Annotated in this window: 20 protein-coding genes and 1 pseudogene; 8 read left to right on the top strand and 13 right to left on the bottom strand. The window is 59.8% G+C overall.

What is annotated here, in order from left to right:
* Positions 1-221 precede the first annotated feature (221 nt).
* The 6 genes from BMG07_RS10845 (at position 222) to BMG07_RS10820 (ending at position 8,495) form a co-directional block, all read left to right on the top strand.
* The gene (locus BMG07_RS10845; protein ID WP_198084573.1) at positions 222-1,232 is read left to right on the top strand and encodes a tripartite tricarboxylate transporter substrate binding protein; all 1,011 of its coding nucleotides are present in this window, start codon (positions 222-224) and stop codon (positions 1,230-1,232) included.
* 38 nt (positions 1,233-1,270) lie between these two features.
* Entirely contained in the window at positions 1,271-2,758 is a 1,488-nt protein-coding gene (locus tag BMG07_RS10840) for an aldehyde dehydrogenase (protein ID WP_198084572.1), read from the top strand.
* Positions 2,759-2,812: 54 nt separating this feature from the next.
* Positions 2,813-4,411: a GMC family oxidoreductase gene (locus tag BMG07_RS10835; protein WP_198084571.1), complete on the top strand. Its 1,599-nt coding sequence runs from the start codon at positions 2,813-2,815 to the stop codon at positions 4,409-4,411.
* 492 nt (positions 4,412-4,903) lie between these two features.
* Positions 4,904-5,872, top strand: a complete 969-nt coding sequence (locus BMG07_RS10830) for a tripartite tricarboxylate transporter substrate binding protein (RefSeq protein WP_198084570.1) — start codon at positions 4,904-4,906, stop codon at positions 5,870-5,872.
* 66 nt (positions 5,873-5,938) lie between these two features.
* Complete coding sequence (locus tag BMG07_RS10825; RefSeq protein WP_269758842.1) at positions 5,939-6,967, top strand: alcohol dehydrogenase catalytic domain-containing protein; 1,029 nt, start codon at positions 5,939-5,941, stop codon at positions 6,965-6,967.
* 7 nt (positions 6,968-6,974) lie between these two features.
* Positions 6,975-8,495 (top strand): aldehyde dehydrogenase, encoded by a 1,521-nt coding sequence (locus BMG07_RS10820; protein ID WP_269758841.1) that lies wholly within the window; start codon positions 6,975-6,977, stop codon positions 8,493-8,495.
* 241 nt (positions 8,496-8,736) lie between these two features.
* Here the strand turns inward: BMG07_RS10820 and BMG07_RS10815 are convergent, their stop codons facing one another.
* On the bottom strand, positions 8,737-9,777 hold the full coding sequence (locus BMG07_RS10815) for a LysR family transcriptional regulator (protein ID WP_198084568.1): 1,041 nt from the start codon (positions 9,775-9,777) through the stop codon (positions 8,737-8,739).
* Positions 9,778-10,181: 404 nt separating this feature from the next.
* Positions 10,182-10,754 carry a VOC family protein gene (locus tag BMG07_RS10810; protein ID WP_198084567.1) on the bottom strand — a complete coding sequence of 191 codons (573 nt, stop codon included), beginning with the start codon at positions 10,752-10,754 and terminating at the stop codon, positions 10,182-10,184.
* 113 nt (positions 10,755-10,867) lie between these two features.
* Here BMG07_RS10810 and BMG07_RS44780 point away from each other — a divergent pair, with 113 nt between their 5' ends.
* Positions 10,868-11,221: an AMP-binding protein gene (locus BMG07_RS44780; RefSeq protein ID WP_374221256.1), complete on the top strand. Its 354-nt coding sequence runs from the start codon at positions 10,868-10,870 to the stop codon at positions 11,219-11,221.
* 540 nt (positions 11,222-11,761) lie between these two features.
* Here the strand turns inward: BMG07_RS44780 and BMG07_RS10800 are convergent.
* From BMG07_RS10800 to BMG07_RS10785, 4 genes are all read right to left on the bottom strand, one after another.
* Positions 11,762-12,037 carry a hypothetical protein gene (locus BMG07_RS10800; protein ID WP_198084565.1) on the bottom strand — a complete coding sequence of 92 codons (276 nt, stop codon included), beginning with the start codon at positions 12,035-12,037 and terminating at the stop codon, positions 11,762-11,764.
* A 151-nt stretch (positions 12,038-12,188) separates the two neighbouring features.
* The gene (locus BMG07_RS10795) at positions 12,189-12,737 is read right to left on the bottom strand and encodes a kinase inhibitor (protein ID WP_198084564.1); all 549 of its coding nucleotides are present in this window, start codon (positions 12,735-12,737) and stop codon (positions 12,189-12,191) included.
* Between the two features lie 153 nt (positions 12,738-12,890).
* The gene (locus BMG07_RS10790) at positions 12,891-13,898 is read right to left on the bottom strand and encodes an alpha/beta hydrolase (RefSeq protein ID WP_198084601.1); all 1,008 of its coding nucleotides are present in this window, start codon (positions 13,896-13,898) and stop codon (positions 12,891-12,893) included.
* 46 nt (positions 13,899-13,944) lie between these two features.
* Positions 13,945-14,994, bottom strand: coding sequence for an NAD(P)-dependent alcohol dehydrogenase (locus BMG07_RS10785; RefSeq protein ID WP_198084563.1), 1,050 nt, complete (start codon positions 14,992-14,994; stop codon positions 13,945-13,947).
* Positions 14,995-15,168: 174 nt separating this feature from the next.
* On the opposite strand from BMG07_RS10785, the gene BMG07_RS10780 reads away from it, so the two are divergent.
* Positions 15,169-16,107: an AraC family transcriptional regulator gene (locus tag BMG07_RS10780; protein ID WP_269758840.1), complete on the top strand. Its 939-nt coding sequence runs from the start codon at positions 15,169-15,171 to the stop codon at positions 16,105-16,107.
* A gap of 33 nt (positions 16,108-16,140) precedes the next feature.
* Here the strand turns inward: BMG07_RS10780 and BMG07_RS10775 are convergent, their stop codons facing one another.
* The 7 genes and pseudogenes from BMG07_RS10775 to BMG07_RS10745 form a co-directional block, all read right to left on the bottom strand.
* Positions 16,141-16,878, bottom strand: coding sequence for an IclR family transcriptional regulator (locus BMG07_RS10775; RefSeq protein WP_269758839.1), 738 nt, complete (start codon positions 16,876-16,878; stop codon positions 16,141-16,143).
* Between the two features lie 99 nt (positions 16,879-16,977).
* Positions 16,978-18,222: an MFS transporter gene (locus tag BMG07_RS10770; protein ID WP_198084560.1), complete on the bottom strand. Its 1,245-nt coding sequence runs from the start codon at positions 18,220-18,222 to the stop codon at positions 16,978-16,980.
* A 40-nt stretch (positions 18,223-18,262) separates the two neighbouring features.
* A complete protein-coding gene (locus BMG07_RS10765; RefSeq protein WP_198084559.1) occupies positions 18,263-18,685 on the bottom strand; it encodes a nuclear transport factor 2 family protein in 423 nt (140 codons plus the stop codon).
* Positions 18,686-19,047: 362 nt separating this feature from the next.
* Positions 19,048-19,632, bottom strand: a complete 585-nt coding sequence (locus BMG07_RS10760; protein ID WP_198084558.1) for a YciI family protein — start codon at positions 19,630-19,632, stop codon at positions 19,048-19,050.
* A 67-nt stretch (positions 19,633-19,699) separates the two neighbouring features.
* The gene (locus BMG07_RS10755; RefSeq protein ID WP_198084600.1) at positions 19,700-20,713 is read right to left on the bottom strand and encodes a zinc-binding alcohol dehydrogenase family protein; all 1,014 of its coding nucleotides are present in this window, start codon (positions 20,711-20,713) and stop codon (positions 19,700-19,702) included.
* Between the two features lie 91 nt (positions 20,714-20,804).
* Positions 20,805-21,491, bottom strand: a complete 687-nt coding sequence (locus BMG07_RS10750) for an SDR family NAD(P)-dependent oxidoreductase (protein WP_198084557.1) — start codon at positions 21,489-21,491, stop codon at positions 20,805-20,807.
* Between the two features lie 562 nt (positions 21,492-22,053).
* Positions 22,054-24,038 (bottom strand): annotated as a pseudogene (locus tag BMG07_RS10745) (relaxase/mobilization nuclease domain-containing protein).
* Positions 24,039-24,107 lie beyond the last annotated feature (69 nt).

Raw genomic sequence — 24,107 nt, 5'->3', positions numbered from 1 at the left:
GACAGGGCCGAAGACCGAGATCAACGTGTTCGCGTTTTTGGTCAATGCGCAAGGGCAGTCGGTTGCAGCGCGCAACAGCAAAGCCTGCGCTCATCACTCGCTGCCCAGTTATCAATCGAAGAACCGGCAGCTTCGCGATTGATCAATTGATTGCGAGGCCCCCCGGGTCATACGCTACCCGCAGTGAAGCGCCCGGATTCGGACCTGTTCATCGAACACCGATGCAGGAACGCTTCATGACCCAAAAAACAGGAGACAACATGTCATTTCGGACTGGATTGGTGGCAGCGCTTCTTCTCGCTTCTGCCATGGGCCCTGCGACCGCAGAGCAGGCTTCCTGGCCAACGCGGCCAGTGCGATTCATCGTCTCATTTGCCCCCGGTGGCAGCGCCGACGGCTTGGCAAGGCTCATCGGGCAGAAGTTGTCGGAGCGGTGGGGACAAGCCGTCAACGTAGACAACCGACCCGGCGGCAACACGATCATCTCGGCGGTCGAAGCCGCGCGCGCAGCACCCGACGGATACACCTTGTACCAATCCGTCAACTCCACGCTGACGATGAATCCGTTCGCCGCTTCGAAGCTTCCTTACGACCCAGTTCGAGATTTCACACCGATCAGCCAGTTGGCTTCGGTCCCCATGATCTGGGCCGCAACCAATCAGCTTCCAGCCAAGAACATGCAAGAGTTCGTTGCGTACGCCAAAGCACATCCGAACGAGGTGACTGTTGGCTATGCCTCCATCGTCGCTCAGGCCGCCGTCGAAACCTTCATGCGCGACTGGGGTATCCAGGCACGCCTCGTTCCCTACAAGAGCGGCGTCGACATCACCAAAGCCTTGCTGTCCAACGAGATCACATTGGGTTTCGACGGGCCAACGGTCTACCCACCCCACATCAAGTCGGGGAAGCTTCGCGGGCTGGCAACGACGAGTCCGAAACGTCTGGATTCGTTTGAAGGCAAGGTGCCCACGCTCGTTGAACAGGGGCTGAGCAAGACCGAGATACCCGTCTGGTATGCGGTGATGGCTCCAGCAGGACTGCCTGAGGCTTTGAGGGACAGGATCGCGGCCGACTTGAAAGAGGTGCTGGGCATGCCGGACGTGCGCAGCCGGATCTCCGACATCGGCATGGAGACGCGGTGGACGAGCCCGGAGGACTTGACCAAGCTCATTCGCAGCGAATCGGCCGTGATCGGTCCCGTCGTCAAGGAGCTCGGCATCAAGCTTCAATGACTTGAGCCCGTCACCACGACAAAGCACAGGAGTAGACGATGCACACGTACAACCACTGGATCAACGGAAAGTTCGCGGCACCCTCTGGCGGCCAATGGCTGGACACGGTGGATCCCTACAGCAACATCGCTTGGGCTCGGGTTGCGCGAGGCAACGCAGAGGACGCCCGGCTCGCCATCGCTGCTGCGCACGATGCCATGTACAAGGGTCCTTGGAGCACGATGACTGCCACGGAGAGAGGGAAGGTTCTTCGACGAATTGGCGATGTGCTGGCCGATCCTAAAAACGCGCAACGACTTGCCGAGATCGAGTCTCGAGACAACGGCAAGATCCTTGTGGAAATGCAAGGTCAGTTGCGCTACCTTCCAGAGCACTGGTATTACTACGCTGGCCTTGCCGACAAGATCCAAGGGACGGTGATCCCGGTGGACAAGGCGGACATGCTGGCCATGACGCTCCTGGAGCCTGTCGGCGTTGTGACGGCGCTCACCGCTTGGAACTCCCCTCTCGCATTCTTTGCACTCAAGTGCGCTCCAGCGCTCGCCGCGGGCTGCTCGGTGGTGTTGAAGCCATCGGAGTTTGCCTCTGCCAGTTCTCTTGAATTCGCAGCGATGACACGCGACGCAGGCGTGCCAGACGGCGTGATCAACGTCGTGACAGGGCTTGGGCAGGAGATCGGAACCGTCCTCGTTGAACACCCCAACATCGGCAAAGTGACCTTCACTGGCTCCGACACGACCGGCGCGAAAGTGTACGAGGCAGCGGCTCGCGGCATGAAGCGCGCGTCGATGGAACTGGGAGGCAAATCGCCGAACATCGTGTTCAGCGACGCTGACCTCGATCAAGCGTGCGTCGGCGCGGTGGCGGGCATCTTCGGCGCCGCGGGTCAAATGTGCACGGCCGGCTCCAGGCTGCTGGTTCAGAACAGCATTCGGGAAGAATTCACGGAGCGCCTTCTCACGATGGCGGGCAAGCTCAAGATGGGTGACCCGATGAAGCCGGACACAGAGATCGGTCCCATCGCAACTCGTCCGCAATACGAGAAGGTGCTTCACTACATCGACGTGGCCAAGGCGGACGGTGCGCGTTGCATTTTGGGAGGGGGCGCCGCATCGGGACCCGACCTGGGCAAGGGGCTGTTCGTTGAACCGACCATCTTCACGGATGTCACCAACGGGATGCGGATCGCCCAAGAAGAAGTTTTCGGACCCGTCTTATCCATCATCGGTTTCGAAGACGAAGAGGATGCCATCCGGATTGGCAACGACGTCATCTACGGACTGGCTGCGGGCGTTTGGACGGGAAACATCGGGCGCGCGGTGCGCATGTCCAAGGCGCTGCGCGCAGGCATGGTTTGGGTCAATACCTACAGAGCCTACAGCTTCATGGTGCCCATCGGGGGCATGAAGCACTCTGGTCTGGGCAGGGAGAGCGGCATCGAAGCCATTCACGGGTACTTGGAAACGAAGAGCGTGATGATCTCCACCGCTGAGGCTTCGCCCGCGAACGCCTTCCTCCAACGGTGACCGACCACAAAGAAGAAGCGAAAGGGAAGGCCACCTTCCTGCCGCAGCAAGCCCATGGATTCATTTGACTACGTCGTCATCGGTGCAGGGTCGGCAGGCTGTCCCGTTGTGAATCGCCTGAGCGAGAACGGCAAGTTCAGCGTCCTGGTTCTCGAGGCGGGCCCACGAGACACCAATCCCTGGATTCACGTGCCACTCGGCTTCGGCAAGACGTTCGCGAACAAGCACGTCAACTGGTGCTTCTTCACCGAGCCTTCGTCTGGCCTGGACGGACGCTCGGTGTACTCGCCCTGTGGCAAGGTTTTGGGCGGATCGAGCTCCATCAATGGTCTGGTCTACACCCGTGGCCAGCGCGAAGATTTCGACGGCTGGGAACGTGCCGGCAACCAGGGGTGGGGCTACGACGACGTGCTCCCGTTCTTTCGAAAGTCCGAAAACCAGCAGCATGGCCAGGACGACTTTCACGGCGCCGCTGGCCCACTGCAAGTCTTCGATGTCAACGATTGTCATCCCTTGAGCGCCGCGTTCGTCGACAGCGCGACCGAGGCAGGCATCCCGCGCAACACCGACTTCAACGGGTCGCGTCAAGAAGGCGTGGGCTCCTTCCAGGTGACGGCACGCACGGGGCGACGCGTCAGCAGTGCGGTCGCGTTTCTCAGAACAGCGGAGCGACGCAACAACGTATGCGTGAAGACAGGGGCCGAGGTTGAACGGCTCGCGATCGACAACGGCACGGTGACGGGACTGACGTACCTGCAGGGCGGTCAAAGGCACAAGGCCATCGCCAGGAAGTCGGTTGTTCTTTCGGCAGGCGCCCTGAATTCGCCGGCGATCCTACAGCGTTCAGGCATCGGTCGACGCGAGTGGCTGCAGGCGGCTGGCATCGAGGTGCAGCACGAGCTAAGGGGAGTCGGCTCCAACTTGCAGGACCACATCCAGGCCCGCTTGGCGATCCGCAGTCGTCGTCTCAGCACCCTCAACAGCCAGGTGGGAAATCCGCTGCAGCTCGTGCTGATGGGGCTGCGCTACGCGTTCTTCCGTCGAGGGCCTCTGGCGTCGGCGGGAGGACAGACAGGCGGCTTCGTGCGCACACGAGAGGAACTGGATCGGCCTGACATCATGTACTTTGTCATGCCGTTTTCCAGTGCCGATCTGCGGAAAGGACTCGACCGTTTCCCGGGTTTCACGATCGCTAGCTGCTTGCTCCGCCCCGAAAGCCGTGGAACCGTTCGCGTTCGGTCCAATGACCCGAAGGACTCTCCTTTGATCGATCCGAATTACCTGGCTGCCGAGAGCGATCGACGCACCATGCTCGATGGGCTGCGACTGGCGCGCCGCATCGCAGACATGGGTCCATTGCAGCAGGAGATCGCGTGCGAAGAGCGACCGGGCCGGTCCGTCGAAAGTGACGACGATCTGCTTCGCTACATCCGCGCCACCGCCAGTTCGGTGTACCACCCCGTGGGCACATGCAAGATGGGGATAGATCTCGATGCGGTCGTGGACGCTCGCCTGCGTCTCCGAGGACTCGGCGGACTGACCGTCGCAGATGCATCGGTGATGCCCACCATCGTCTCCGGCCCCACGAACGCTGCATCGATCATGATCGGCGAGCGAGCGGCATCGTTCCTGCTGGAAGATGGCCAGTCCTGAGCACGTCAGGCGCTGATTGGAGCCTGGCACGTCGGCCAGGCGCTCGTACCCGGCGCCTTGAAGCCGCCGCATGCGCAGCTTTCGTGCGCGTCAGCGCAGCGCGTCCCCCAAGCCTTTCGTGGGCATCTTTTCAGGGCCAAAGCTTGAACTCTCATCGACCCTTCTCGAAGGATACCAAGCCCTGAATAAACACGCGCCAACGCCAAAAGAACAGTTGTAATTTGTCCAACATTGCGGGATATTATTATCAATCGCTGGTGCCATCTCTTACTTTGACAGCGACTAGAAGCAACCCTGTCGGCGTGTTGAGGCGCCAATCACTCTCATCGGACTGTGAGCCGAAGCAGTCTTATGGGATAGATGACGTTCTCTGTTGCCAGACAGTGAATCAGCGAGGCGTGCGTACCCCCCCTTCGGATCGGGGAAGTCGCGCGGACCCTGTGCCGATCGACGTCAATCGATCGGGATGGCAGACAACGAAACGGAGACAACATGAAAGTCAAAAGCATTTGCGCGGTGTCGCTCGGACTGTTGATGAGCGCCTCGCTTCACGCGGACACATTTCCAACCAAGCCGGTGCGCATCATCCTTCCATTCCCTGCCGGCACCGGTCCTGACACCGTCATGCGCCACGTTGGAGAAAAGCTGGCCAAGCAGTGGGGCCACCAGGTGATCGTGGACAACCGCCCCGGCGGCAATGGCTGGATCGCCATGGAGGCGGCAAAGCGATCGACACCCGACGGGTACACGTTCGTTCAAGTCGATACGCCACTCGTCAGCCTCATGCCCCATCTCTACAAGAAGCTGCCTTATGACCCAGGTTATGACTTTGAGCCGGTGGCAACGCTGTTTCGCAACTATTACTTCGTGACGGTTTCCTCCGAGTCCAAATGGAAGAACGTCGCCGATCTGGCGGACGCCGCAAGGAGCAAACCTGGACAGGTCACGTACGGCTCGTCTGGGTATGGAGGAAACCTGCATCTGGGTGGTGCCATGTTGGAAGCGGCCACCAAAGCGCGGATGAACCACATCCCCTACAAAGAGACACCCCAGATTTACATTGACGTCAGCAAAGGCGACGTCGACTGGTCCATGGGAACCGCGTCGACGACGGCGCCTTTGCTGAGTTCCGGAAAGATCAAGTACCTGGCGGTCACGTCGCCTTCGCGGCTTCCCGCATTTCCCGACGTTCCGACGGTCGCAGAGGCTCGTGGCCCTTCCGGTTTTGAATTGAGATCGTGGGTCGCGCTCCTCGCACCTCGCGGCGTGCCCAAAGCGATCGCCGAGCAAGTGAGCTCTGACATCGCGAAGGTGCTACAGGATCCCGACGTCCGTGCGCGCATGCTCGCCGTTGGCTTTGAGCCTTTCACCACGACGCCATCGGAGTTGCAAAAGGTCATCCAATCAGATTCGAGCATGTACAAAGATCTCGTGACTCGACTCAACATTTCGCTTGAATAACCTCCCCATCAAAAAGGACTGTCCATGCAAGGAGTAGTTTTTCGCGGCCACCGACACCTTGAGCTGATGACGTTCCCCGATCCCACTCCGGATCCGGACGGCGTGGTGATTGAGATCAAGGCGTCTGGCTTCTGTGGCAGCGATCTGCACCATTACCGCGGCGAGCGCGGAGCGTCTTTGTCGAGCAAAAGCGCGCAGTTCCTGCACGACCGCGGATTGACCGCAGATCAGCCAATCATCGCCGGGCACGAACCGTGCGGCGTCGTTGCCGAGGTGGGATCCAACGTCGATCAAAAGGTGATCAAGCCCGGCGATCGCGTGATGGTCTACCACTACGACGGTTGCCGGTACTGCCATCAATGCCGAACCGGATGGGTGCAGATGTGCGATAGGGGCTCCACCATCTACGGACAAACTGCTCACGGCGGTCATGCGCAATTCATGAAGGCCCCTGCCAAGTCGCTGTTGCACCTGCCCAGCGACATCAGTTTCTCAGCTGGCGCCGCCGTGTCATGCGGCACTGGAACGGCATTCGCCGCCATCGAGCGCCTGGACCTCAGCGCACGAGACACTCTTGCGGTGTTTGGTCTCGGACCGGTCGGTCTGTCCATCCTGCAACTCGCAAGGGCCATGGGCATTGCAACGGCGGCCATCGACGTCTCACCGGACCGAGTGGCGCGAGCGGTTGAATTCGGAGCTACGGTGGCCTACAACTCGAGCGAGGTGGACCCGGTGGAGGCGATTCTCGAATGGACCCGCGGCAAGGGTGTCACGGCGGCCATCGACAGCGCCGGAGCTGCGCCAGCCCGATTGGCAGCCATCCGATCGACGGCCACCTGGGGACGGATTGGCTTTGTCGGCATCGGCCCGAGCCTTCCTTTGGACGTCACAAACGACCTGATTCTTCGGCAGCGGACGGTGATCGGTCATCTCACGTTCTCGGATGTCTCGATGGACCGCTGCGTGAAATTCGTGGCCCAGAACGGCATCGACCTGGACAAGCAATTCACGGACCGCTGGAAGCTTGAAGACGCAGCGCTGGCGTACCAGGAGTTCGACAAGCAGTTAGCGGGCAAGGCCTGTTTTGAGTTTTGACTGAATCATGGATCACGACGAAAAAACCATGTCATTGAACGAGCGGTCGACCTTGCTCCCCAACTTTCTGGAAGACCCCAACAAGAAGCATCTGATCGACGGACAGTGGGTCGCGTCGATGTCCGAAGAGCGCATCGACACGTTCAACCCGGCCACTGGCGCCGTTCTGGCAACGCTTTCGCGTGGCCGAACGCAGGACATTGATCGCGCGGTTCAAGTCGCTCGACGTGCGTTTGAGGGACCATGGCGTTTGTTCACCCCGGCCGCACGCCAACAGGTCATCATGCGCTTTGCGGAGTTGTTCGAGAAGCACTTCGACGAGTTGACGCTTTTGGAGTCCTTGGACATGGGCGCACCTCTGCACAAGAGGTTGCGGGCCGGCAAAAGCGGCATCATTCAGACCATCCTTTACTTCGCGGCGCAGGCACGCAACATTGGAGGCGCACTCCCCCACAACTCCCTCGCCGGGAACGTGACAACGATGATCATCCAGGCGCCAGTCGGTGTGGTTGGCGCCATCATCCCGTGGAACGGCCCACTGTTCTCTCAAATGCATGTGTTGGGTCCAGTGCTCGCAACGGGCTGCACGGCGGTGATCAAACCTGCAGAGGACGCTTCGCTGGCGATCCTTCGGACGGCAGAGCTTTTGTTGGAAGCGGGTTTGCCGCCCGGTGTGGTCAACGTCGTCACGGGGCTCGGCGTGGAAGCGGGCGCGGCCCTCGCCGCCCACCCCGACGTGAACCGTCTGGCGTTCACGGGGTCAACGCAGGTAGGGCGGGAAATCATCAAGGCCTCTGCCGGCAACATGAAGCGGCTGCAGCTCGAGCTCGGAGGGAAGTCGCCGGACATCGTTTTTGCAGATGCCGATCTCGAGAAAGCGGTCCCAGGTGTGGCCATGGGCGTCTACTCCAACAGCGGCCAGATCTGCTTCGCTGGCACGCGCATTTTTGTTCAGCGCGGCATCCAGGAAGAGTTCTTGGATCAACTTGCCAGCTACAGCAAGACGTTGAAGGTGGGCAACCCCTTGGAAGAAGACACGGTTCTGGGACCTCTGATCTCGCAGCGGCAGTTGGACAGGGTCTTGGGCTACGTTCGCACCGGACAAGACGAGGGAGCCTCTCTCGTTGCTGGCGGTTCGCGCATGGGGGGCGACCTGGCCGAGGGCTACTACCTGGAGCCCACCCTGTTCGGCCAGGTCACGAACGCCATGACGGTAGCGCGAGAGGAAATCTTCGGCCCCGTCGCGTCCGTCATCCCGTTCGGTACCGTCGAAGAGGCACTTCGGCTGGCCAACGACACCCCTTACGGGCTCGCCAGCGGCGTCTGGTCGTCCAACGTCAACACTGTCATGCGGATGGTGCACGGCATCCAGGCCGGCACGGTTTGGGTCAATTGCTATGGGCTGATCGATCCGGCCGTTGGGTTTGGGGGCTACAAAGAGAGTGGATACGGCTGGAAAGGCGGCGAGTCTCAGATTGACGGCTACCTCTATCAGAAAGCGGCTTACATCAACGGCTCGAATGTTTGATTTGTGCGCGATGACGGCCGATGAGCTCGCCTCACCACGCGCGAGGGCTTGGCGCCCCTGGTCGGCACATGGCTATCCAGACGTCGGTCGGGCGAGCCCTGCACCGCAAGTCGAACTCACGACACCCAAGCAATCGTGTGGGTGATAGAGGCTAGTCAAGACCACCAACCTGGCAATTTACCAAGCGCATAGCCCCCGAGCAGCAGATCGTACCAACGCCAGCGCAATCGACACCTGAGAGTTACTCCTGCAGCGGCGTGACGATGGGAAGACCCTGCGTCTCCTCGGCGGGCGGCGCCGCTGTGAGTTGATGGACGAGCTTCAATGCGAGCGCAGAGAGCTCCTTGCCTTCGCGCCACCCGACACGGTAGCTGAGCTTGGCCCACTCGCCTGAGATCGGCACGGCCACCAACCGCTCGCGTTCCTCAAGCGACAAAGTCCCGCACGATGGCTGCAAAGCAATGCCTAGGCCCGCGCCCACCAAGCTGCGTGCGGCTTCAATGGTGTCAACGCTGCGCTTGACACGCAGGTCTCGCCCAACGCCCTTCGCAGCTTCTCGAAGGTTTTCCATCAGGCACGAATCCGGACGAGTGCCGATCAAATCCTGCTCCAGCAGCATTTCGAGTGACACGCTGCCCTTCGAAGCCAGCGGGTGAACTTTTGGCATCACGGCCACGAGGTCATCTTTGCGACATTCACGACTCTGAATACCAGCGAGTTGGATATCGGACCCTCGAACGTCGAAGACGGCCAGCTCCGCCTCGCCTGCCAACAGCACCCTCAGGGTTCCCTTGTACGATTCTTCGCGAAGATCCACGTTGGCTTGCGGAAACCGACGCACCAGCTCGCCGAGCTGGTCCGCGAGAAAGTAGACGATCTGCAAGCGCGTCGACACGATTTTGAGGATGCTGAGAACGACGGGGTTCTGGGCTGCAAGCTCCGTTTGCATCGCATCGAGCGCCTTCAACACCGATGTTGCATGGCGAGCAACGATGTGGCCGGCAGCGCTGAGAACGACGCCTTTGGCGTTGCGCTCGAGGAGCTTGGTCCCTGCCAAATCTTCCAGCTCTTGAATGCGGCGAGTCGCGGCAGAGGGAACCACGTGCTCGCGCGCCGCAGCGCGGCCAATTTGGCCTTCTTCTGCGACGCTCAAAAAAAGCCTGAGGGTAAAGAGGTCCATCCTTCGCACGAGCGTGTGCACACCCACGCACGAACTCGCACCAGCGCTTGAGCGATCCATTCTTTTCTGACCGGCGCCCGAAGCATCGTCCAGTTTGGACATGACTTGAACCTTCAGTGGGCTTGGACAGCGGCTGCGCAGCCATCGACCAGTTCAACACCCACGGTACAAAACCGGTCCGGTCCGCTAGCAAGACGCAGCAGCTGCGGTGCCATGTTCATCGGCTCGGCATTGCTCCGCTCGAATTCGAACTCTGGTCACCAGAAGTCGGGCACGCACCACCGCGTCCATGCCAGGTCGATGGGGCGCGCGAACTGTTGATCAAGACCCTTTGCCAAATTCCGCCTGCTCGTCCTGGCGCTAGGACCCCACCGCTGATCGCTTCGGCGTTGATCGACGTAAAGCAGCACACCGCGAATCTTCAAGCACATGCCGCTTCGCTTCGTTCATTGAGAGGCAGACCGAAAATCATCGACTAGCTGAGACTGCCTTGCAGTCGGCAGAAGTCAAGTAATCGGCGCGGGAGCGAAACTTTCGCACGGGCGACTCCCATCCCACGCGTCGGCGAGCGCCTTGATGCCCGCGAAGTACGCGGAACGCGCCGGAGTCATCGGTGCGATCTCCAACATCACACCCAGGTGATCGGGCCCGCTGAAGTAAACGACCTTCCCGCCGCCATCGAGCGCACGGGCCGAACAAACCTCGTCGAAGCCGCTCTGCTGCAAAGCCTTGCAGGCGCCCTCCGTGTCCTCCGGCCAAAAAGCCACGTGATGCAGGCCTTGGCGTCCGCTGTCCAAGAATTCCTTGTAAGGAGAGGCTCCATCGTTGGTCTGAGCGATGACTTCGATCTGCGTCTCACCGACGTACGAAAAAGCCAGTGAAATGTCGATCTTGCTCTGCTGACCTCGGTGGATGAAATGCCTGTCGCTCATCGCGTTTTCGATGACCACAAACGGGCCAACTTTGAGCACGTCGGTCCAGAAGCGCAACGACTCGTCCAAATCCGGCACCACGAAGGCCATCTGCATGCGCTTGCCCAAATACGCAGGCAAGATTCCCAAATTCGTCGACTCCAGCACAGCGTCTCCTTGGCGTCAAAGAACGGCATGACAAACGCATGCCGCGCCCCATCAATTAATGCCTAATTGTAGGATATTTTTACGCCAAAGCTTTGCTTTTCGGCGGATTTCCTGTGCCAGAGAATGCAGAATCGAATCTCAGGAAACTGAATTCGTCGACTGACCTGTCTTTTGGGAACCCGCAAGCGCCCAATCGGTGTATCTGTCCCACGTCGCCGCTCTACCACAGCACGCCCAACCGTTTCTTGTCGGCCGCCATTCACTATGGCGCGACCAGCATCATCCTGGAGCGCTTTGACCCTGAACTCGCCCTTCAGGCCATCGAAGACCATCGGGCCAGCGTGAGCCAGTGGGGCCCGACGATGTTCCATCGCCTGCTCAGGCTGCCTGACGATGTGCGAACTCGGTACGACACCAGTTCGATGCGTTCGGCGGTCCATGCGCGGCGCCTTGCCCTGTCATTTTGAAGGAGCAGATTTTGCAATGGTGGGACCCTATGGTCAGCGAGTACACATCGGTCGGCGCGTAGAACGTTCCTGGCGCTGCTCACCGCGCTGGGCGATGCCAACACCGACAAGCTCAACCATGCCTCGCTGGTCGATGGTGCGCTGCTGGCCGAGACGCCGCTGCAGCGCTATCCGCACTGCCGGCTCGACCTGCTCGCGGACCAGCTCGGGCGCTGCAGCACGCCGATCAAGCTGATCGTCACAGACGCCGTCCTCCGCATGGACGGCGACCTAGCCGACCTGCTCTGGCCTCGGGCCCGCCGTTCGTGAACCGCTTCCCATTGTTGTTGACCCAGCACCGGCGTCTCCGTGTTCTCGTTGAATACGGGCACCGTAGCGCCCGCGCAGCACAGGGCCCTCGGGCCCTGTGCTGCGCAACTCTCATCCGTCTCCAAGACCGGTTGAACGTCCACTTCCATCGTTCGCTCCTTCGCGTTGATGGGTGGGGGAAATTCGACGACCACAACGGGATTATTGGAAGACCACTGACAGCTGGTGCAGTCAGCGCGCAGCTACATCTATACGACCGCGGCACCGCCGGCGATCGCGCATGCGCTGTTTGCCAGCTTGCGCCTCGTCGCTGGCGACGAAGGCGATGCGCGACGTAGACGACTGCGGCAGCTGATCGGCCTGCTGCGCGATGGGCGAGAAGAACACCTGGATCAGCATGGCCCGCACCGACGATGTGCACAGCCGCTCCGCGGCGCGGGTGAAGTGGAGTTCTTCGGCCACGGCAAAAAACAACGCAGATGGCGCAGTTCCATCGACCATCTCCATTTTGTTGATCGCTACCTAATGCTCAGAGCAGATCTAATTCAAGTCGTCTTGATATCGTTGAACAGGTACCACCAGCGTTACAGGAGCCGATAACTTTTAGGTGAGGCTGCTACTACGTGGCGATGAAAACTCATAAACGTCGCAGCAGGATCTATCGCGTTGAAGTAGGAACCAGCTCCGCAGTCGCGGCGCTGTTCATTTTGAGCATGTAGCCAACCACGGCGCCGCTCGACTCGCCATCAATCGGCAGTCGTTCAACCTTGAGAGCCCAAACTTTGAAGTGATAGTGATGGGTTTTGTCCCCGACCGGCGGGCACGGGCCACCATAACCTGGGTTGCCAAAATCCGTTCTTCCCTGTACAGCTCCCGAAGGCAGCCTCGATCCATTCCTGTTGCCCGTGTCCGCTGACAGACTGTGAACGTCCTTGGGGATATTCACGATCGTCCAATGCCACCAGCCACTGCCTGTCGGAGCATCGGGGTCGTACACGGTGACAGCGAAGCTTTTGGTCGACTCCGGCTCTCCAGACCATGAAAGCGCTGGTGAGATGTCCGCCCCAAAGCAGCCGGAACCATTCTGTACATGGGCATTCTTCACCTGCTCGCCATGTTTGATATCGCTGCTTGTGAGCTTGAACTCCTGCGCTTGCGAGGCCAAGGAAACCAATGAAAGAACAACGCCAAGGATAAATTTGTTCATGTAGTAATGACTCGATAAGGAGTGAATTTCGCGGGGAGTAACATTTAAAGACGTCCGCCGCGCTCGAAAACGCTAAATCGGTGCTAGCTATGCGAGGCACCGCAGACGGTACCTCGCGAAAGCTGGTGACGTTACTGACCGTTGCGACTCTGCTTACTTCAGATTCTTCTGGAAGAAGTCAGTCAGCTTGGCGAACGGAATAAGGTCAGTGCGGTCGTAGAGGTCAACATGCCCGGCGTTCGGAATGACGACCAGTTCCTTGGGTTGACCGGCCAGCTTGTAAGCCTCTTCGCTGAACTCTCGGGAGTGGGCTTCGGAGCCCGTGATGAACAGCATCGGGCGGGGTGAGATCGTCTCGATGTCGTTGAACGGGTAGAAGTTCATTTGCTTCACTTCCGCGGTGATCGGGCGATTGGTCGTGAGATACAGCGAAGAACCCTTCGGGACGTATGCGCCGCGCTTGGTGCGGTAGAAGTCGAAGAACTCGCGCTCGATCGCGCCAGCGTCCGGGCGCAGCGTTTCGAGCATGCCGTCGGAATACTTCTTCTTACCGCCCAGGAACTCCACGTAGCGCTGTTCCGCGGCTGCGGCGATGAACTGCTTGCGCTGCTCAAGCGATTGAGAGTGATTGAGGCCGTTGCGGGTTACGCTACCCATGTCGTACATGCTGACCGTGGCGATCGCCTTCAAGCGAGGGTCGATCTTGGCTGCGCTGATGGCATAGCCGCCGCTGCCGCAGATGCCCAGAATACCGATCCGGTTCCTGTCGATGAATGACCGCGTGCCCATAAAATCCGTCGAGGCCATGAAAACCTCGGTGTAGATGTCGGACGAAACCGCATTACGCGTACCCGAACTTTCGCCCCAGAACGACAGATCAGGTGCCAATGTCACAAATCCCTGTTCAGCAAGCTTCTGCGCATACAGATTCGCGCTCTGCTCCTTCACTGCGCCATTGGGATGGCCTACGACAATGGCTGGATATTTCTTGCTGCGATCCAGCCCCTTCGGCACAAACAGATTCGCCACGATATCCATCTGGTATTGATTTTTAAATGTGACTTTCTCCACAGTCACCTTGTCACTCTTGTAGAAGTTGTCTGCTCCATGGGACATGTCTTGCCCCATAGCGATAAATGAGCTGGCCAGTAGGGCCAGCATAAGAAAGATCTTCTTCACGTATGTCCTCAGAAATTAGCCCGAAAAGTCAGGCGGAAAGTGTGGCGTTGTCGATTACGAAGCGGTACTTGACGTCTCCTTTCAACATCCGTTCGTAGGCATTGTTGATTTCATCGACGCGGACTATCTCGATGTCGGCGACGATGCCGTGCTTTGCGCAGAAATCCAGCATCTCCTGCGTTTCCAGAATGCCGCCGATCATTGAGCCGGTGATGGAACGACGCTTCATGATCAGGTTGAACACATTGGGCGACGGATGAGGCGTCGCTGGAGCGCCTACCAGGGCCATCGTGCCGTCGCGCTTGAGCAGTACCAGCAGTGCATCGAGATCGTGCGGCGCCGCCACCGTATTCAGGATCAAATCGAAACTTTTGGCATGCAAGGCCATTTCCTCGGCGTTGCGGGAAACCACGACCTCGTTGGCACCCAGTGCTTTGGCTTCTACGCGTTTGGATTCGGACGTGGTCAGTGCCACGACATACGCGCCCATCGCGTGAGCCAGCTTGATGCCCATGTGTCCCAGACCACCGATGCCAACGACGCCGATCTTCTTGCCAGGCCCCGCCTTCCAGTGACGCAGCGGCGAATACGTGGTGATACCTGCGCACAACAGCGGGGCCACCGCCGCCAGTTGTTCCTCGGGATGACGGATACGCAGCACGTAGTGCTCGTGGACGACGATTTGCTGCGAATAACCACCCAGGGTATGACCGGGCGCGTCCGGGGTCGGAAAGTTGTAGGTGCCGATCAGTCCGTCGCAGTAATTTTCCAAACCGGCGTCACAGTCATTGCAATGCCTGCAGCTATCGACGATGCAGCCGACACCAACGAGATCGCCGATGCTGAAATCGGATACATGCGCGCCGACAGCCGTCACGCGCCCGACGATTTCGTGACCTGGCACGCATGGGAACTGGGTGCCCGCCCATTCAGCGCGTACTTGATGCAGATCTGAATGGCAGACACCGCAAAAGGCAATGTCGATTTGCACGTCATGCGCGCCGGGCGAGCGACGGCTTATTTGCATCGGCCCCAAGGGTTTGTCACCTGCCTGGGCGCCATAGGCTTGAATCAACATGGTATTCCTACTTGCTTGCGATAGAGAGCATCTTCGCCTTGCTCTTCATACAAGCGATAGAGCAATCCGCTTATTTTCTTGCCTATTAATATGGATTGGTACGTATTTTGTGTAGCAGAAAGGACGCCCATTCGGTAGACTGGCCCACATATGGCAACGAAACACGAATCACATATGACAGCCCAGCACGAATCCATCGTGGCAACCTTGGCAACGACAATTCGCGCTTACGCCACCATTGCAACGGGCGATGTGGCGACACCAATCAATGGCCTCACCTTCTTCCGGCGCGACTTGCCCTCACCACCGTCTATTTGCATGGTCGAACCCAGCATCGTATTGGTGGCCCAGGGGGAAAAGCGGATGTGGGTGGGCGGCGAGCCTTATCACTACAACACCTCTCGCTTCCTGATCACTTCATTGGACGTCCCCGCCAATTCCGAGGTCATGGACGCCAGTCCGGATCGACCGTGCCTTGGGTTGACCTTGAAAATTGACTTGCGGGCCGTGGCCGATTTGATCGCTCAAGGTGATCTGCCGCCCCGTCGCGATCGGGCCAATGGCACGGGGCTCGGTATCGGCGAAGCGACGCCGAGCCTCTTGGCACCGTTTAGTCGCCTTTTAGCGTTGTTGGAAGAGCCCGAGGCGATTCCCACGCTCGCGCCGCTCATCCAACGCGAAATCTACTACCGACTACTGACAAGTGATCAGGCTTCTCTCTTGCGTCAAGTTGTGTCTATTGACGGCCAAAGTCATCGCATCGCGAAAGCCATTGACTGGCTGAAGTTGCACTATGCCGAACCGTTCAGCGTTGAAGAGCTCGCGACCCGCGTGCAGATGAGTACGCCTACCTTTCATCATCACTTTCGCCACCTGACCGCGATGAGTCCATTGCAGTACCAGAAATGGCTGCGATTGAACGAGGCGAAACGATTGATGCTGAATGAGCACATGGATGGTGCAAGTGCCGCGTTCAAGGTGGGCTACGAAAGCCCCTCTCAGTTCAGCCGCGAGTACAGCCGCTTGTTCGGGGCACCGCCGAAACGCAATATTGCAGCGTTACGTTCAATGGACTCGCCTAGCCCAACCAAGCGCAATAGCAGGGCCTGCTAGCTTTGGTTTCGGCAGGCCTGACGTAGTCAGGACTTAGAACCAGCCTTGGCCCATCGGGCGCACCTTGTCCAGTTCCTCACGGATTTGCTGGGCAATCTCGATCAGACGCAACTCCGGCAGGCGGTTCGTAGGCCCTGCGATGGCAATGGCGGCGCATGGAGTAACTGCTACCGCGGCACAAGAGATTCCGGCGTTCTCGCTGTCCAAGTCGAGCGCGAAGCCCCTGCGCCGGGCGTCGTCGATCTCCTTGGCGTGGTGCTTCCACCCGGCAGGGTCGTGGCCACGGATGGAATGACCAAGGTCGGTGTCAGCCGCTAGCAGCGCATGGCCAAGCGCCTGCCCGAGCAGTGCGGTTCGCTCTCCGGGCTTGACGGCCAGATGCAGCGGCTTGTCCGACTGTACGGCATCCACGCATAGGTAGTTGCTACCGCTGACCAAGCCTAAAAACGCAGACTCACCCGATGCAGCGCTTACCGCCTGCAGCACGGGCCGGATGCGGGCGCGCAACGCGTGCTCGGCCTCTGCATCCGGCCGCAGAAGTCCGTTGAGTTTTCCGGTCAGTCGATAGGCCGCGCCCTTCCTGTCCTGCGTGATGTACCCGAGTTCTTCGAGGGACGCGAGAAGATTGTGGGCGGTGCTGCGATTCAGACCGCTGCCATCTGCCAGTTCGCTCAATCGCACGCCCTCTGAATGCTTCGCGATGCGCTCCAACAGATCGAAGGCCCGCTGTACGGACTGAATTATGCGGCCGGGCGACGTCGTCAATTCCATAATGCTGAATTATGCTGGCGTACATTGCCGGAAGCAACAGCGATAAGGGACGCAACATGAGCACCGGACAGCCGCCGACGCCAGAAACGGGAATGCTCTCTAAACGACTTCGCTGGCAGCCACGAACGTGTTGCGCAGAATCGGCCGGCGACGTTCTAGTACGGCAATTGTCACCACCGGCACGAACGTGAGCACGCTGAAGACGACACCTACCAACGCAGGTGCAAGCACCCCAAGTTGCGTTTCGATAAGCATCCCAGCAAACCAGGTGCCCAAGGCAGTGCCGACATTGAAGAAGGACACCACCATTGACGATGCCAGGGTAGGAGAATTGCCGCCGTAGCCGACGGCCAAGCTGGTAAGCACCGGGTTGGCCGCCAGACCAACCAAGCCTAGCAATGTGAACATGAGCAGTGCTGCGGCGGGGATTGATGAGAATGCGAGCAGTCCCGCTGAGGCAAGCGCCGAGATGCCGGCGGTGAACATCGGCATCGTATGCGGATAGCGGTCGCCGATCCGGCCGCCGAAGATAGACCCGATCAACGAAGCCACACCGAACAGAGCCAGTGCGATTGGAATGAATTGGCTTGTCAGGCCCGTGTGCTCGGTCAGCAAGGGAGCGATGAAGCTGTAGACAGAGAGCGCGCCAGCGTTGACGGTGATACAACCCAGCAGCGAGAGCCACAGCCGAATCGAGCGCAGTCCTGCGAACTCGTCGCGGATTCGCGGGATCGTCTGCCCCGGCGCCTCTGCGGGAACAAGTTTGACGATGGCGATGGCAAGGAGCGCGGCAATGATCGCGAGTGCCCAAAACGGGCCCCGCCACCCAGCGATCTGTCCGGCGATCGAGCCGAGAGGCACGCCCAAGACGTTAGCGAGCATGCCGCCACCGATCACAATGCCTAACGCCCGCCCACTAGCAGTAGACCCCGCAGCCTTGGATGCAACAACAGCGGCGATGGTCCAGAACGAACTCGTAGCAACAGCGCTGATCACGCGGCTGATAAGCAGCACAGCGAAGTCTGTCGTGAGCGCTGCAATCAAATGCCCGATCGCGAATATGACGAGGGAAAGCATCAGTGTGATCCGCTTTGGCATCCGCAAAGTGAGCAACGCCACCGCTGGGGCGCCGAAGATCATTCCGACGGCAAACAGCGTAATCGCCATGCCTACCTGAGCGACCGATACGTTGTAGTCGGCAGCGATCTCGGGCAACAAGCCGGCAACGATGAACTCGGCCGTCCCCATGAGAAACGTGCCTACTGTCAGAACATAGACGACCAGCGGCAGGTGCGCCGTTGTAGATGAGCCTGACGCGGACGGAGAGATAGATGCTTCAGCCATGTGTGTTCTTATTTCCTATCGAGCTCAAGATTTATTGGCTTCACCGGCCGTCTATGTGGACATGCCGCTCCACGAAATGCCATTGCCCGTTGCGGACAGAAAAGCGATCCTCGTAGCGTCCTCGCGCAGCCAACCGAACCGCCGAGCCTTCCGCCAGATGCGACACAATGAAATACGACATGCCGTCTGCCGTCTGCCCGCCGTCGGCCACGTCAATGAGGATGTTGCCAATAAAGTGCTGCGGACCGAGATAGGCCTTGTGCGCTGGAGCGTTCTGGCGTAACCACGCGAGTTTTTCCGCAGCCCCGTGGCAAGCTACGGTCGGGGAAATATGCCAGGCCGCATCCTCGAAGAACGCGGCCACTGCTTCCAAGTCACCTGCATCGAGCCGGTAGCAATAGGTATGGATCAGACGCGCGATCTGATTTTCGGCTTCGCGGCGGTCTTCACGAGAAATCATCATGGCGGTCCCTCACTTCGATCATTGAATTCGGCGCAGTGACGCGTTCGCCGCGACGCTCTTATGTCACGGCCATGCGGACTTCAGGCTGCATATGCTCCCGAAATTTACGAGCGAAGTGACAGATCAATTCGCTTGAATTTCTTGCCTGACTGCAAGGGTAATTGGAAGACATTAATTTTGGCTGCAGATTGCATTCAATCAGCGCGACAAAACGATCTCCAGGTAACTTCTGATGTTCTGATACATGTCATGCCGCAGATCAGGCGGCATGATGTTCCAGCGAAACGCGCGGCTTGGAGAATAGCAACCTGCGCCTGTGACGACCTAGGCACGCACAGCTATAGGCAGACAAAGCCAAGCAGCTATTTTCCTTGGTAGGCTTTGATACTGGTGACCTGCCATTGACGTACGCTCGCGCTTAGCACACCACTTTTCACGCCTGGATCCTGGTTCACCCATTGTTTCGCCGCTTCGATATTCGCAGCTTCGAACACAACCATGCCCAGCACCTTGTCCTCGGTGAGAGTGCCGAGCAATCCGCCGGCCAGGAACTTGCGCCCAAGAGTTTGGCCGTACGCGATGTGTTCCTTGATCTTGGACTGCTCAGCGACGCTCTTGCTACCTTCATAGGCCGAACCGCGTTCGTAAATGACCGCGAAAACGCCAGCCTTCGCAGCGGATGCGCCCTGTGCAACGGCGAAGGGCGCAACCGTGCCGAAAGCCGCAAGCGCTGCGAGAGCCAGGGTCAGAATTGCGCGTCGGCCGGTAAATCTGCCTGCGTGCATCGCCTTGGCAATGTGAATATTCATGCCAGTATCTCCATCGATGAGGTGAACGCGGCCATATAAAGGATCTATTCCGTCGCAGATATGATCCCAGCACTGAGGGGCGAAGCGATAGATCAATTCGCTCGATTTATTGCCCGATTGGAAGGTTGAGAGCAGCAATCGTGTACTTCAATTTGCGCGGCGTCGGACGCCACGCCAGTGCGTCGAAGGTCTGATCACACAACGATCAGAAGCCTTCAAGTACGACTTTGCCCCGTGCTCTGCCGCTCTCCAGCAGTTGGTGCGCCCGCTTAAGGTTGGTTGCATTGATCGGACTAAAGGTCTCGTTTAGGGTTGTCCGAATCTTGCCGGCCTCGATCAACTCAGCCACTTGCCGGAGGATGGTGCCTTGCACACCCATGTCCGTCGTCTGCATTAGGGAACGCATAAAGACCGCCTCAAGATGAATCGAAATGCACTTCCATTTGAATGGGTTGGCATCGAACACTTTGGGATTGTCGATGTAGCCGTAGCGTCCTTGGGGCGACATCAGTTTCACTATGTCGTCGCGATACTCAATGGAACCGGCTGTCGCAAAGACAAAGCCAGGCGCGCCAATGCCCAGGGCTTCGATCTGCGGGGCCAGCGGCTGGCTGTGATCAACAACATGATGGGCACCGAGGCTGGCGCACCATTCCTTGGTTTCCTGGCGTGATGCGGTGGCGATCACCGTGAGATCGGTACAGGCGCGAAGCAGTTGGATCGCCATCGATCCCACTCCGCCGGCGCCACCGATGATGACCACGGCCGGAGCCGCTCCAGGAACGGGACGGGTCACGTCCAGACGCTCGAAAAGCATTTCCCAGGCCGTAAGCGAGGTCAGCGGCAAGGCGGCCGCCTCGGCATTGGACAAGGAGGCAGGAGCCTTCGCCGCGATGCGTGCATCAACAAGGTTGTACTCGGCGTTCGACCCCTGCCGCTGTATGGCGCCGCAGTAGTACACCCTGTCTCCGATCTCGAAACCTTGGACGAGCGAGCCCTTGTCTACGACGATGCCAACGGCATCCCATCCCAGGACACGAACTTCGCCGTCAGTCGGTGCGGCGTTGCGACGGATCTCGTAGTCGATCGGGTTGACGGCCGTAGCCGCGATTTCGACGAGCAGATCGTGGTTCGTGGGAACGGGTTTCGGTAGCGTAATGTCGATGAGGGCGTCTTGGCGGTCGATCGGACCAGCCTGTTTGTAGCCTACGGCTTTCATGATTCTCCCTTGATTGTCTGGTGACAAGAATTGATGCGCAGCCTGATCGGACTGATTGAACTGCGCCACCGATCGCAGCGAGGTTCAGGCTTCACCAAGGCAGGCTCTTGCCGTCTTGATAAAACCCGCTAGTACCGGCATCAGCCGACAGGTTGACCACGTACTTGATGCTGGCCGCCCCTTCGGCCACTGGGCGGCCGCCTTCGCCACCCAGATCGGTAGCAGTCCACCCGGGGGAGGCGGCGTGGACAGCAATGCCTTGATCGGCGAGTTCTGCGGCGAGGTTCCGGGTCAAGGCGTTCAGCGCCGCCTTCGACGTGCTGTAGCCGGGGACACCAGCCGTCATGTTTTCCAGCGAGCCCTTTTCGCTCGACACGTTGACGATGCGGGCGCCTTGCGCTTTACGCAGCAGCGGCAGCATCGCCTGCGTGACACGCCAGGCGCTAAAAAAGTTGATATCCAGAGCCTGCTGGACTACCGCAAGGTCGGCTGTGGAAGCCTGCTGCGTGTAGTCGAAGACCCCGCCCACGTTGTTGACCAGTACGTCGAGACGACCGAATTCGGCTTCGATTTTCTTCGCCGCCGCGTCGGCGCTTAACTGGTTCGAGACATCGATTTGAACCGCGCGAGCATTGCCGCCGATCTCCATGGCTGCCTTGGTTGCGGCGCCAATGTCGCGGGCGCCGAGCAGCACGGTGTCGCCATCTGCCGCGAGTTGGTTGGCGAGTTCGCGGCCAATACCGCGATTGGCGCCTGTGATGAGAATGATGCGAGCCATATCTGTTCCCTTGTCAAAGTGGATGGAGGTAAGAAGCCAGTGCTGCTGCGGGCACTGACATAGCGCCGTTCGCTGACTGCTGGCTGGAATCCTAACCGAATATTCAACAATGACAAACAGTATGGTATTTATTTCTAAAATAGTTCAACAATGTGGAACTCAAGCGAAGCCAGCTCCCTCATTCAAGCCGTGCCGGCCCTCCACCTGATTTAGAAGGGCTGTGTCCAAAACCTGAACGCGGCGTTGGACGGACCCGACGCCTTTGGCCTCGGTCACCCGGGTTGGGACTTGACAATCAAGTCCCAACGTCCGCGCAACAGCGTCAAGTCCAAGTCAACTTGACAGTGCCGAAACGACTTGAAGCGACAAAGCTGCCCTTCGACTGGATTGCCTGGAAGGTTGGGTAGCGCCTTCCGAAAAGTCTTCTTGAAAATTGTCGACCTGCCGCCGGATGAATACAGGCAATGATTCGCAGCAATCCTTCAAAGGCAGAATTGAGGTGTGGATGAACTGTTAGCCCGCTGTCGTTGTCGTAATGAGTTAGCGCTGCAATGCCGATTCACTAGCTGATGGAGATTCCGCGCTGTCGCCGGACTTCCCACGACACGCCACTGCTGCGCACCGTCGCGGCAATCTGATGCCCCAGCTGCTGTTCGATCACCGGCCGCCACGGCACCAGACTAAATCCCATGCCATCGTCGAGCATCGCATAGCACCCGCTGGCGAGCATGACCGAGCGTCGGTAGATGCCGGCCACGCGCTGCCCGTCTGTGACGAGCCGATGCACCAAGCCGGTTTCAGCGGCAATGTTCTTGGCGGCCTGCGCCAGATCCCGGTCGCGCAATGTACCCAGAAAGTTGCGGGCAAGGATCACGCGCTGCCCGCGCCGTTCGGCCAATCCTTGTTCGGCCAGAAAGTCGGCCCGCTGCCGCATGGCCTGCTTGGCGTCGCCACCAAAGCCCACGTCGCCGAGCCCACGGCCGCCCCCGATCAGTTGCTGGTCGAGCCAGGTGGCTCCGATCACGCGGGCCTGCCGTTCGATGGGCAGGTGCGATTTCAGTTCCACCGCCACGCCACCCAGCCGCTGCGCGTCGTACTGGCGGCCACGCTCAACCAGGTCGTCCGGCACCTTCCATAGTCCATCGGCAACACGCTTCACGATACCGGCTCGGCGCAGGACTTCCAGCCGGCGAACGTGAGCGGCGACAACCTCCTGCGGATCGCGCCCGGCCTTGGCCCGGCCCTGCTCAATCGCCAGGTGATAGTCGCTGCGGTACATGCCGTCGCTCCCCATCGCGGCGATGTTCTTGTCGGCTGCCCGTACCTCGGCGAAACCGCGCACTTCCACCACCGCGCCGGTCGGATAGTTCGCCAGCTCGTCGCGGGCGTTCAGTGCAACATAGTAGGCCTTGCCGTCCATGCCGTCGATGACCAAATAGCCGCGATCGTGCAGTTCGTCGGCCAGCCCCTTCGCAGCCACGCGGCCGATGACGGTGCGGCCACTTCCATTGGCATCACGGCCCGGCTCGAACACAGCCAGCTCGCGCGATTGGCCGCCCATGGCCCGCTGCATAGTACGGATGATGTCGCCACGCTCGCCCAGAGCGCGCAAGGTTTTTTCCGCGGCCGCATGGACGGCCCAGGTGCCGGGCTGTATCTCGCCGGCCAGGTCCAAGCGCTGCAAGTGCTGCAGACGGCCGATCAGCAGCAGTCGCTGGCGCTGCAGCTTCGGCTCGTTGAAGTGCTCGATCCGCACCTGGCCATCCTCGCCCAGCGCACGCTTCAAGGTGCGATCCAGGCCCGTCCACCGCTCCTGCTCCACCTCGCGCTGCAGGGTCTGCCGGATCTCCAACTCGGTACGCGGCCCCAGCCATTCGGTCGCCAGTTCGGCAGCGCGGTGCCTAAAGCCGTCGGCAATGTAGCCACCCGCGATGATGAGGTCCTTGCCCGTCTCGTCGCGCCCGCGCAAGATGAGGTGGGTGTGCGGGTTGTCGGTGTTCCAGTGATCCACCGCCACCCACTCCAGCGGCGTGCCTAGATCGGCCTCCATGCGGCTCATCAGATGTCGTGTGTAGGTGCGCAGGTCTTCCAGCTCCGCGCCATCCTCGGGCGAGACGATGAAGCGGAAGTGGTGCCGGTCATCTGCGCAGCGTTCCTTGAACTCATCCAGATCGGCCTCGTCGGTCTGTGGCCCGTAGGCCCGGCCGGGCTCGCCATCGCGGCCGACGTCGTCGCGCTCGACGTACCGCAGATGCTTGGCGAGGGACCGCGGGCTGGCCTGGCGCTGGTTGACAAGCAAGGTTTTGATGGTCACCCGCCGGGCCATGGGCGTCAGCCTCGCACCGGCGAAGCGTGCCGCCGCGTGGCCGCGGCCCAGACGCGCTCCGGGCCGCTGGCCACCCTGCCGGTCCACTGCAGGACGGCGCATCGAGGACTTGCCGCCGCTGGTCTTGCCGAGTTCCTTCAGCACCCTGGCGACGAAGCCCTGCTCCCGGTTCTCGAGGCGCCGGGACGAACCCGGAAATCATCCGCGCGGCGATCGCTCACGGCCGCGTCCTCAGAAAGCTGCGGCGTCTTCCAGCGTACGAGGCACGTGGATGCGCCCGTGGCGACGCG

The sequence above is a fragment of the Variovorax sp. E3 genome (assembly GCF_016082275.1).
GTDB lineage: Bacteria > Pseudomonadota > Gammaproteobacteria > Burkholderiales > Burkholderiaceae_C > Variovorax.
This window is presented reverse-complemented; position numbering and strand designations above follow the sequence as displayed.

Coding starts and splice junctions, on each gene's coding strand:
- BMG07_RS10845 (WP_198084573.1), top strand. CDS start 222: ATGCAGGAACGCTTCATGACCCAAAAAACAGGAGACAACATGTCATTT.
- BMG07_RS10840 (WP_198084572.1), top strand. CDS start 1,271: ATGCACACGTACAACCACTGGATCAACGGAAAGTTCGCGGCACCCTCT.
- BMG07_RS10835 (WP_198084571.1), top strand. CDS start 2,813: ATGGATTCATTTGACTACGTCGTCATCGGTGCAGGGTCGGCAGGCTGT.
- BMG07_RS10830 (WP_198084570.1), top strand. CDS start 4,904: ATGAAAGTCAAAAGCATTTGCGCGGTGTCGCTCGGACTGTTGATGAGC.
- BMG07_RS10825 (WP_269758842.1), top strand. CDS start 5,939: ATGACGTTCCCCGATCCCACTCCGGATCCGGACGGCGTGGTGATTGAG.
- BMG07_RS10820 (WP_269758841.1), top strand. CDS start 6,975: ATGGATCACGACGAAAAAACCATGTCATTGAACGAGCGGTCGACCTTG.
- BMG07_RS10815 (WP_198084568.1), bottom strand. CDS start 9,777: ATGTCCAAACTGGACGATGCTTCGGGCGCCGGTCAGAAAAGAATGGAT.
- BMG07_RS10800 (WP_198084565.1), bottom strand. CDS start 12,037: ATGGAGATGGTCGATGGAACTGCGCCATCTGCGTTGTTTTTTGCCGTG.
- BMG07_RS10795 (WP_198084564.1), bottom strand. CDS start 12,737: ATGAACAAATTTATCCTTGGCGTTGTTCTTTCATTGGTTTCCTTGGCC.
- BMG07_RS10790 (WP_198084601.1), bottom strand. CDS start 13,898: ATGCTGGCCCTACTGGCCAGCTCATTTATCGCTATGGGGCAAGACATG.
- BMG07_RS10785 (WP_198084563.1), bottom strand. CDS start 14,994: ATGTTGATTCAAGCCTATGGCGCCCAGGCAGGTGACAAACCCTTGGGG.
- BMG07_RS10780 (WP_269758840.1), top strand. CDS start 15,169: ATGACAGCCCAGCACGAATCCATCGTGGCAACCTTGGCAACGACAATT.
- BMG07_RS10775 (WP_269758839.1), bottom strand. CDS start 16,878: ATGGAATTGACGACGTCGCCCGGCCGCATAATTCAGTCCGTACAGCGG.
- BMG07_RS10770 (WP_198084560.1), bottom strand. CDS start 18,222: ATGGCTGAAGCATCTATCTCTCCGTCCGCGTCAGGCTCATCTACAACG.
- BMG07_RS10765 (WP_198084559.1), bottom strand. CDS start 18,685: ATGATGATTTCTCGTGAAGACCGCCGCGAAGCCGAAAATCAGATCGCG.
- BMG07_RS10755 (WP_198084600.1), bottom strand. CDS start 20,713: ATGAAAGCCGTAGGCTACAAACAGGCTGGTCCGATCGACCGCCAAGAC.
- BMG07_RS10750 (WP_198084557.1), bottom strand. CDS start 21,491: ATGGCTCGCATCATTCTCATCACAGGCGCCAATCGCGGTATTGGCCGC.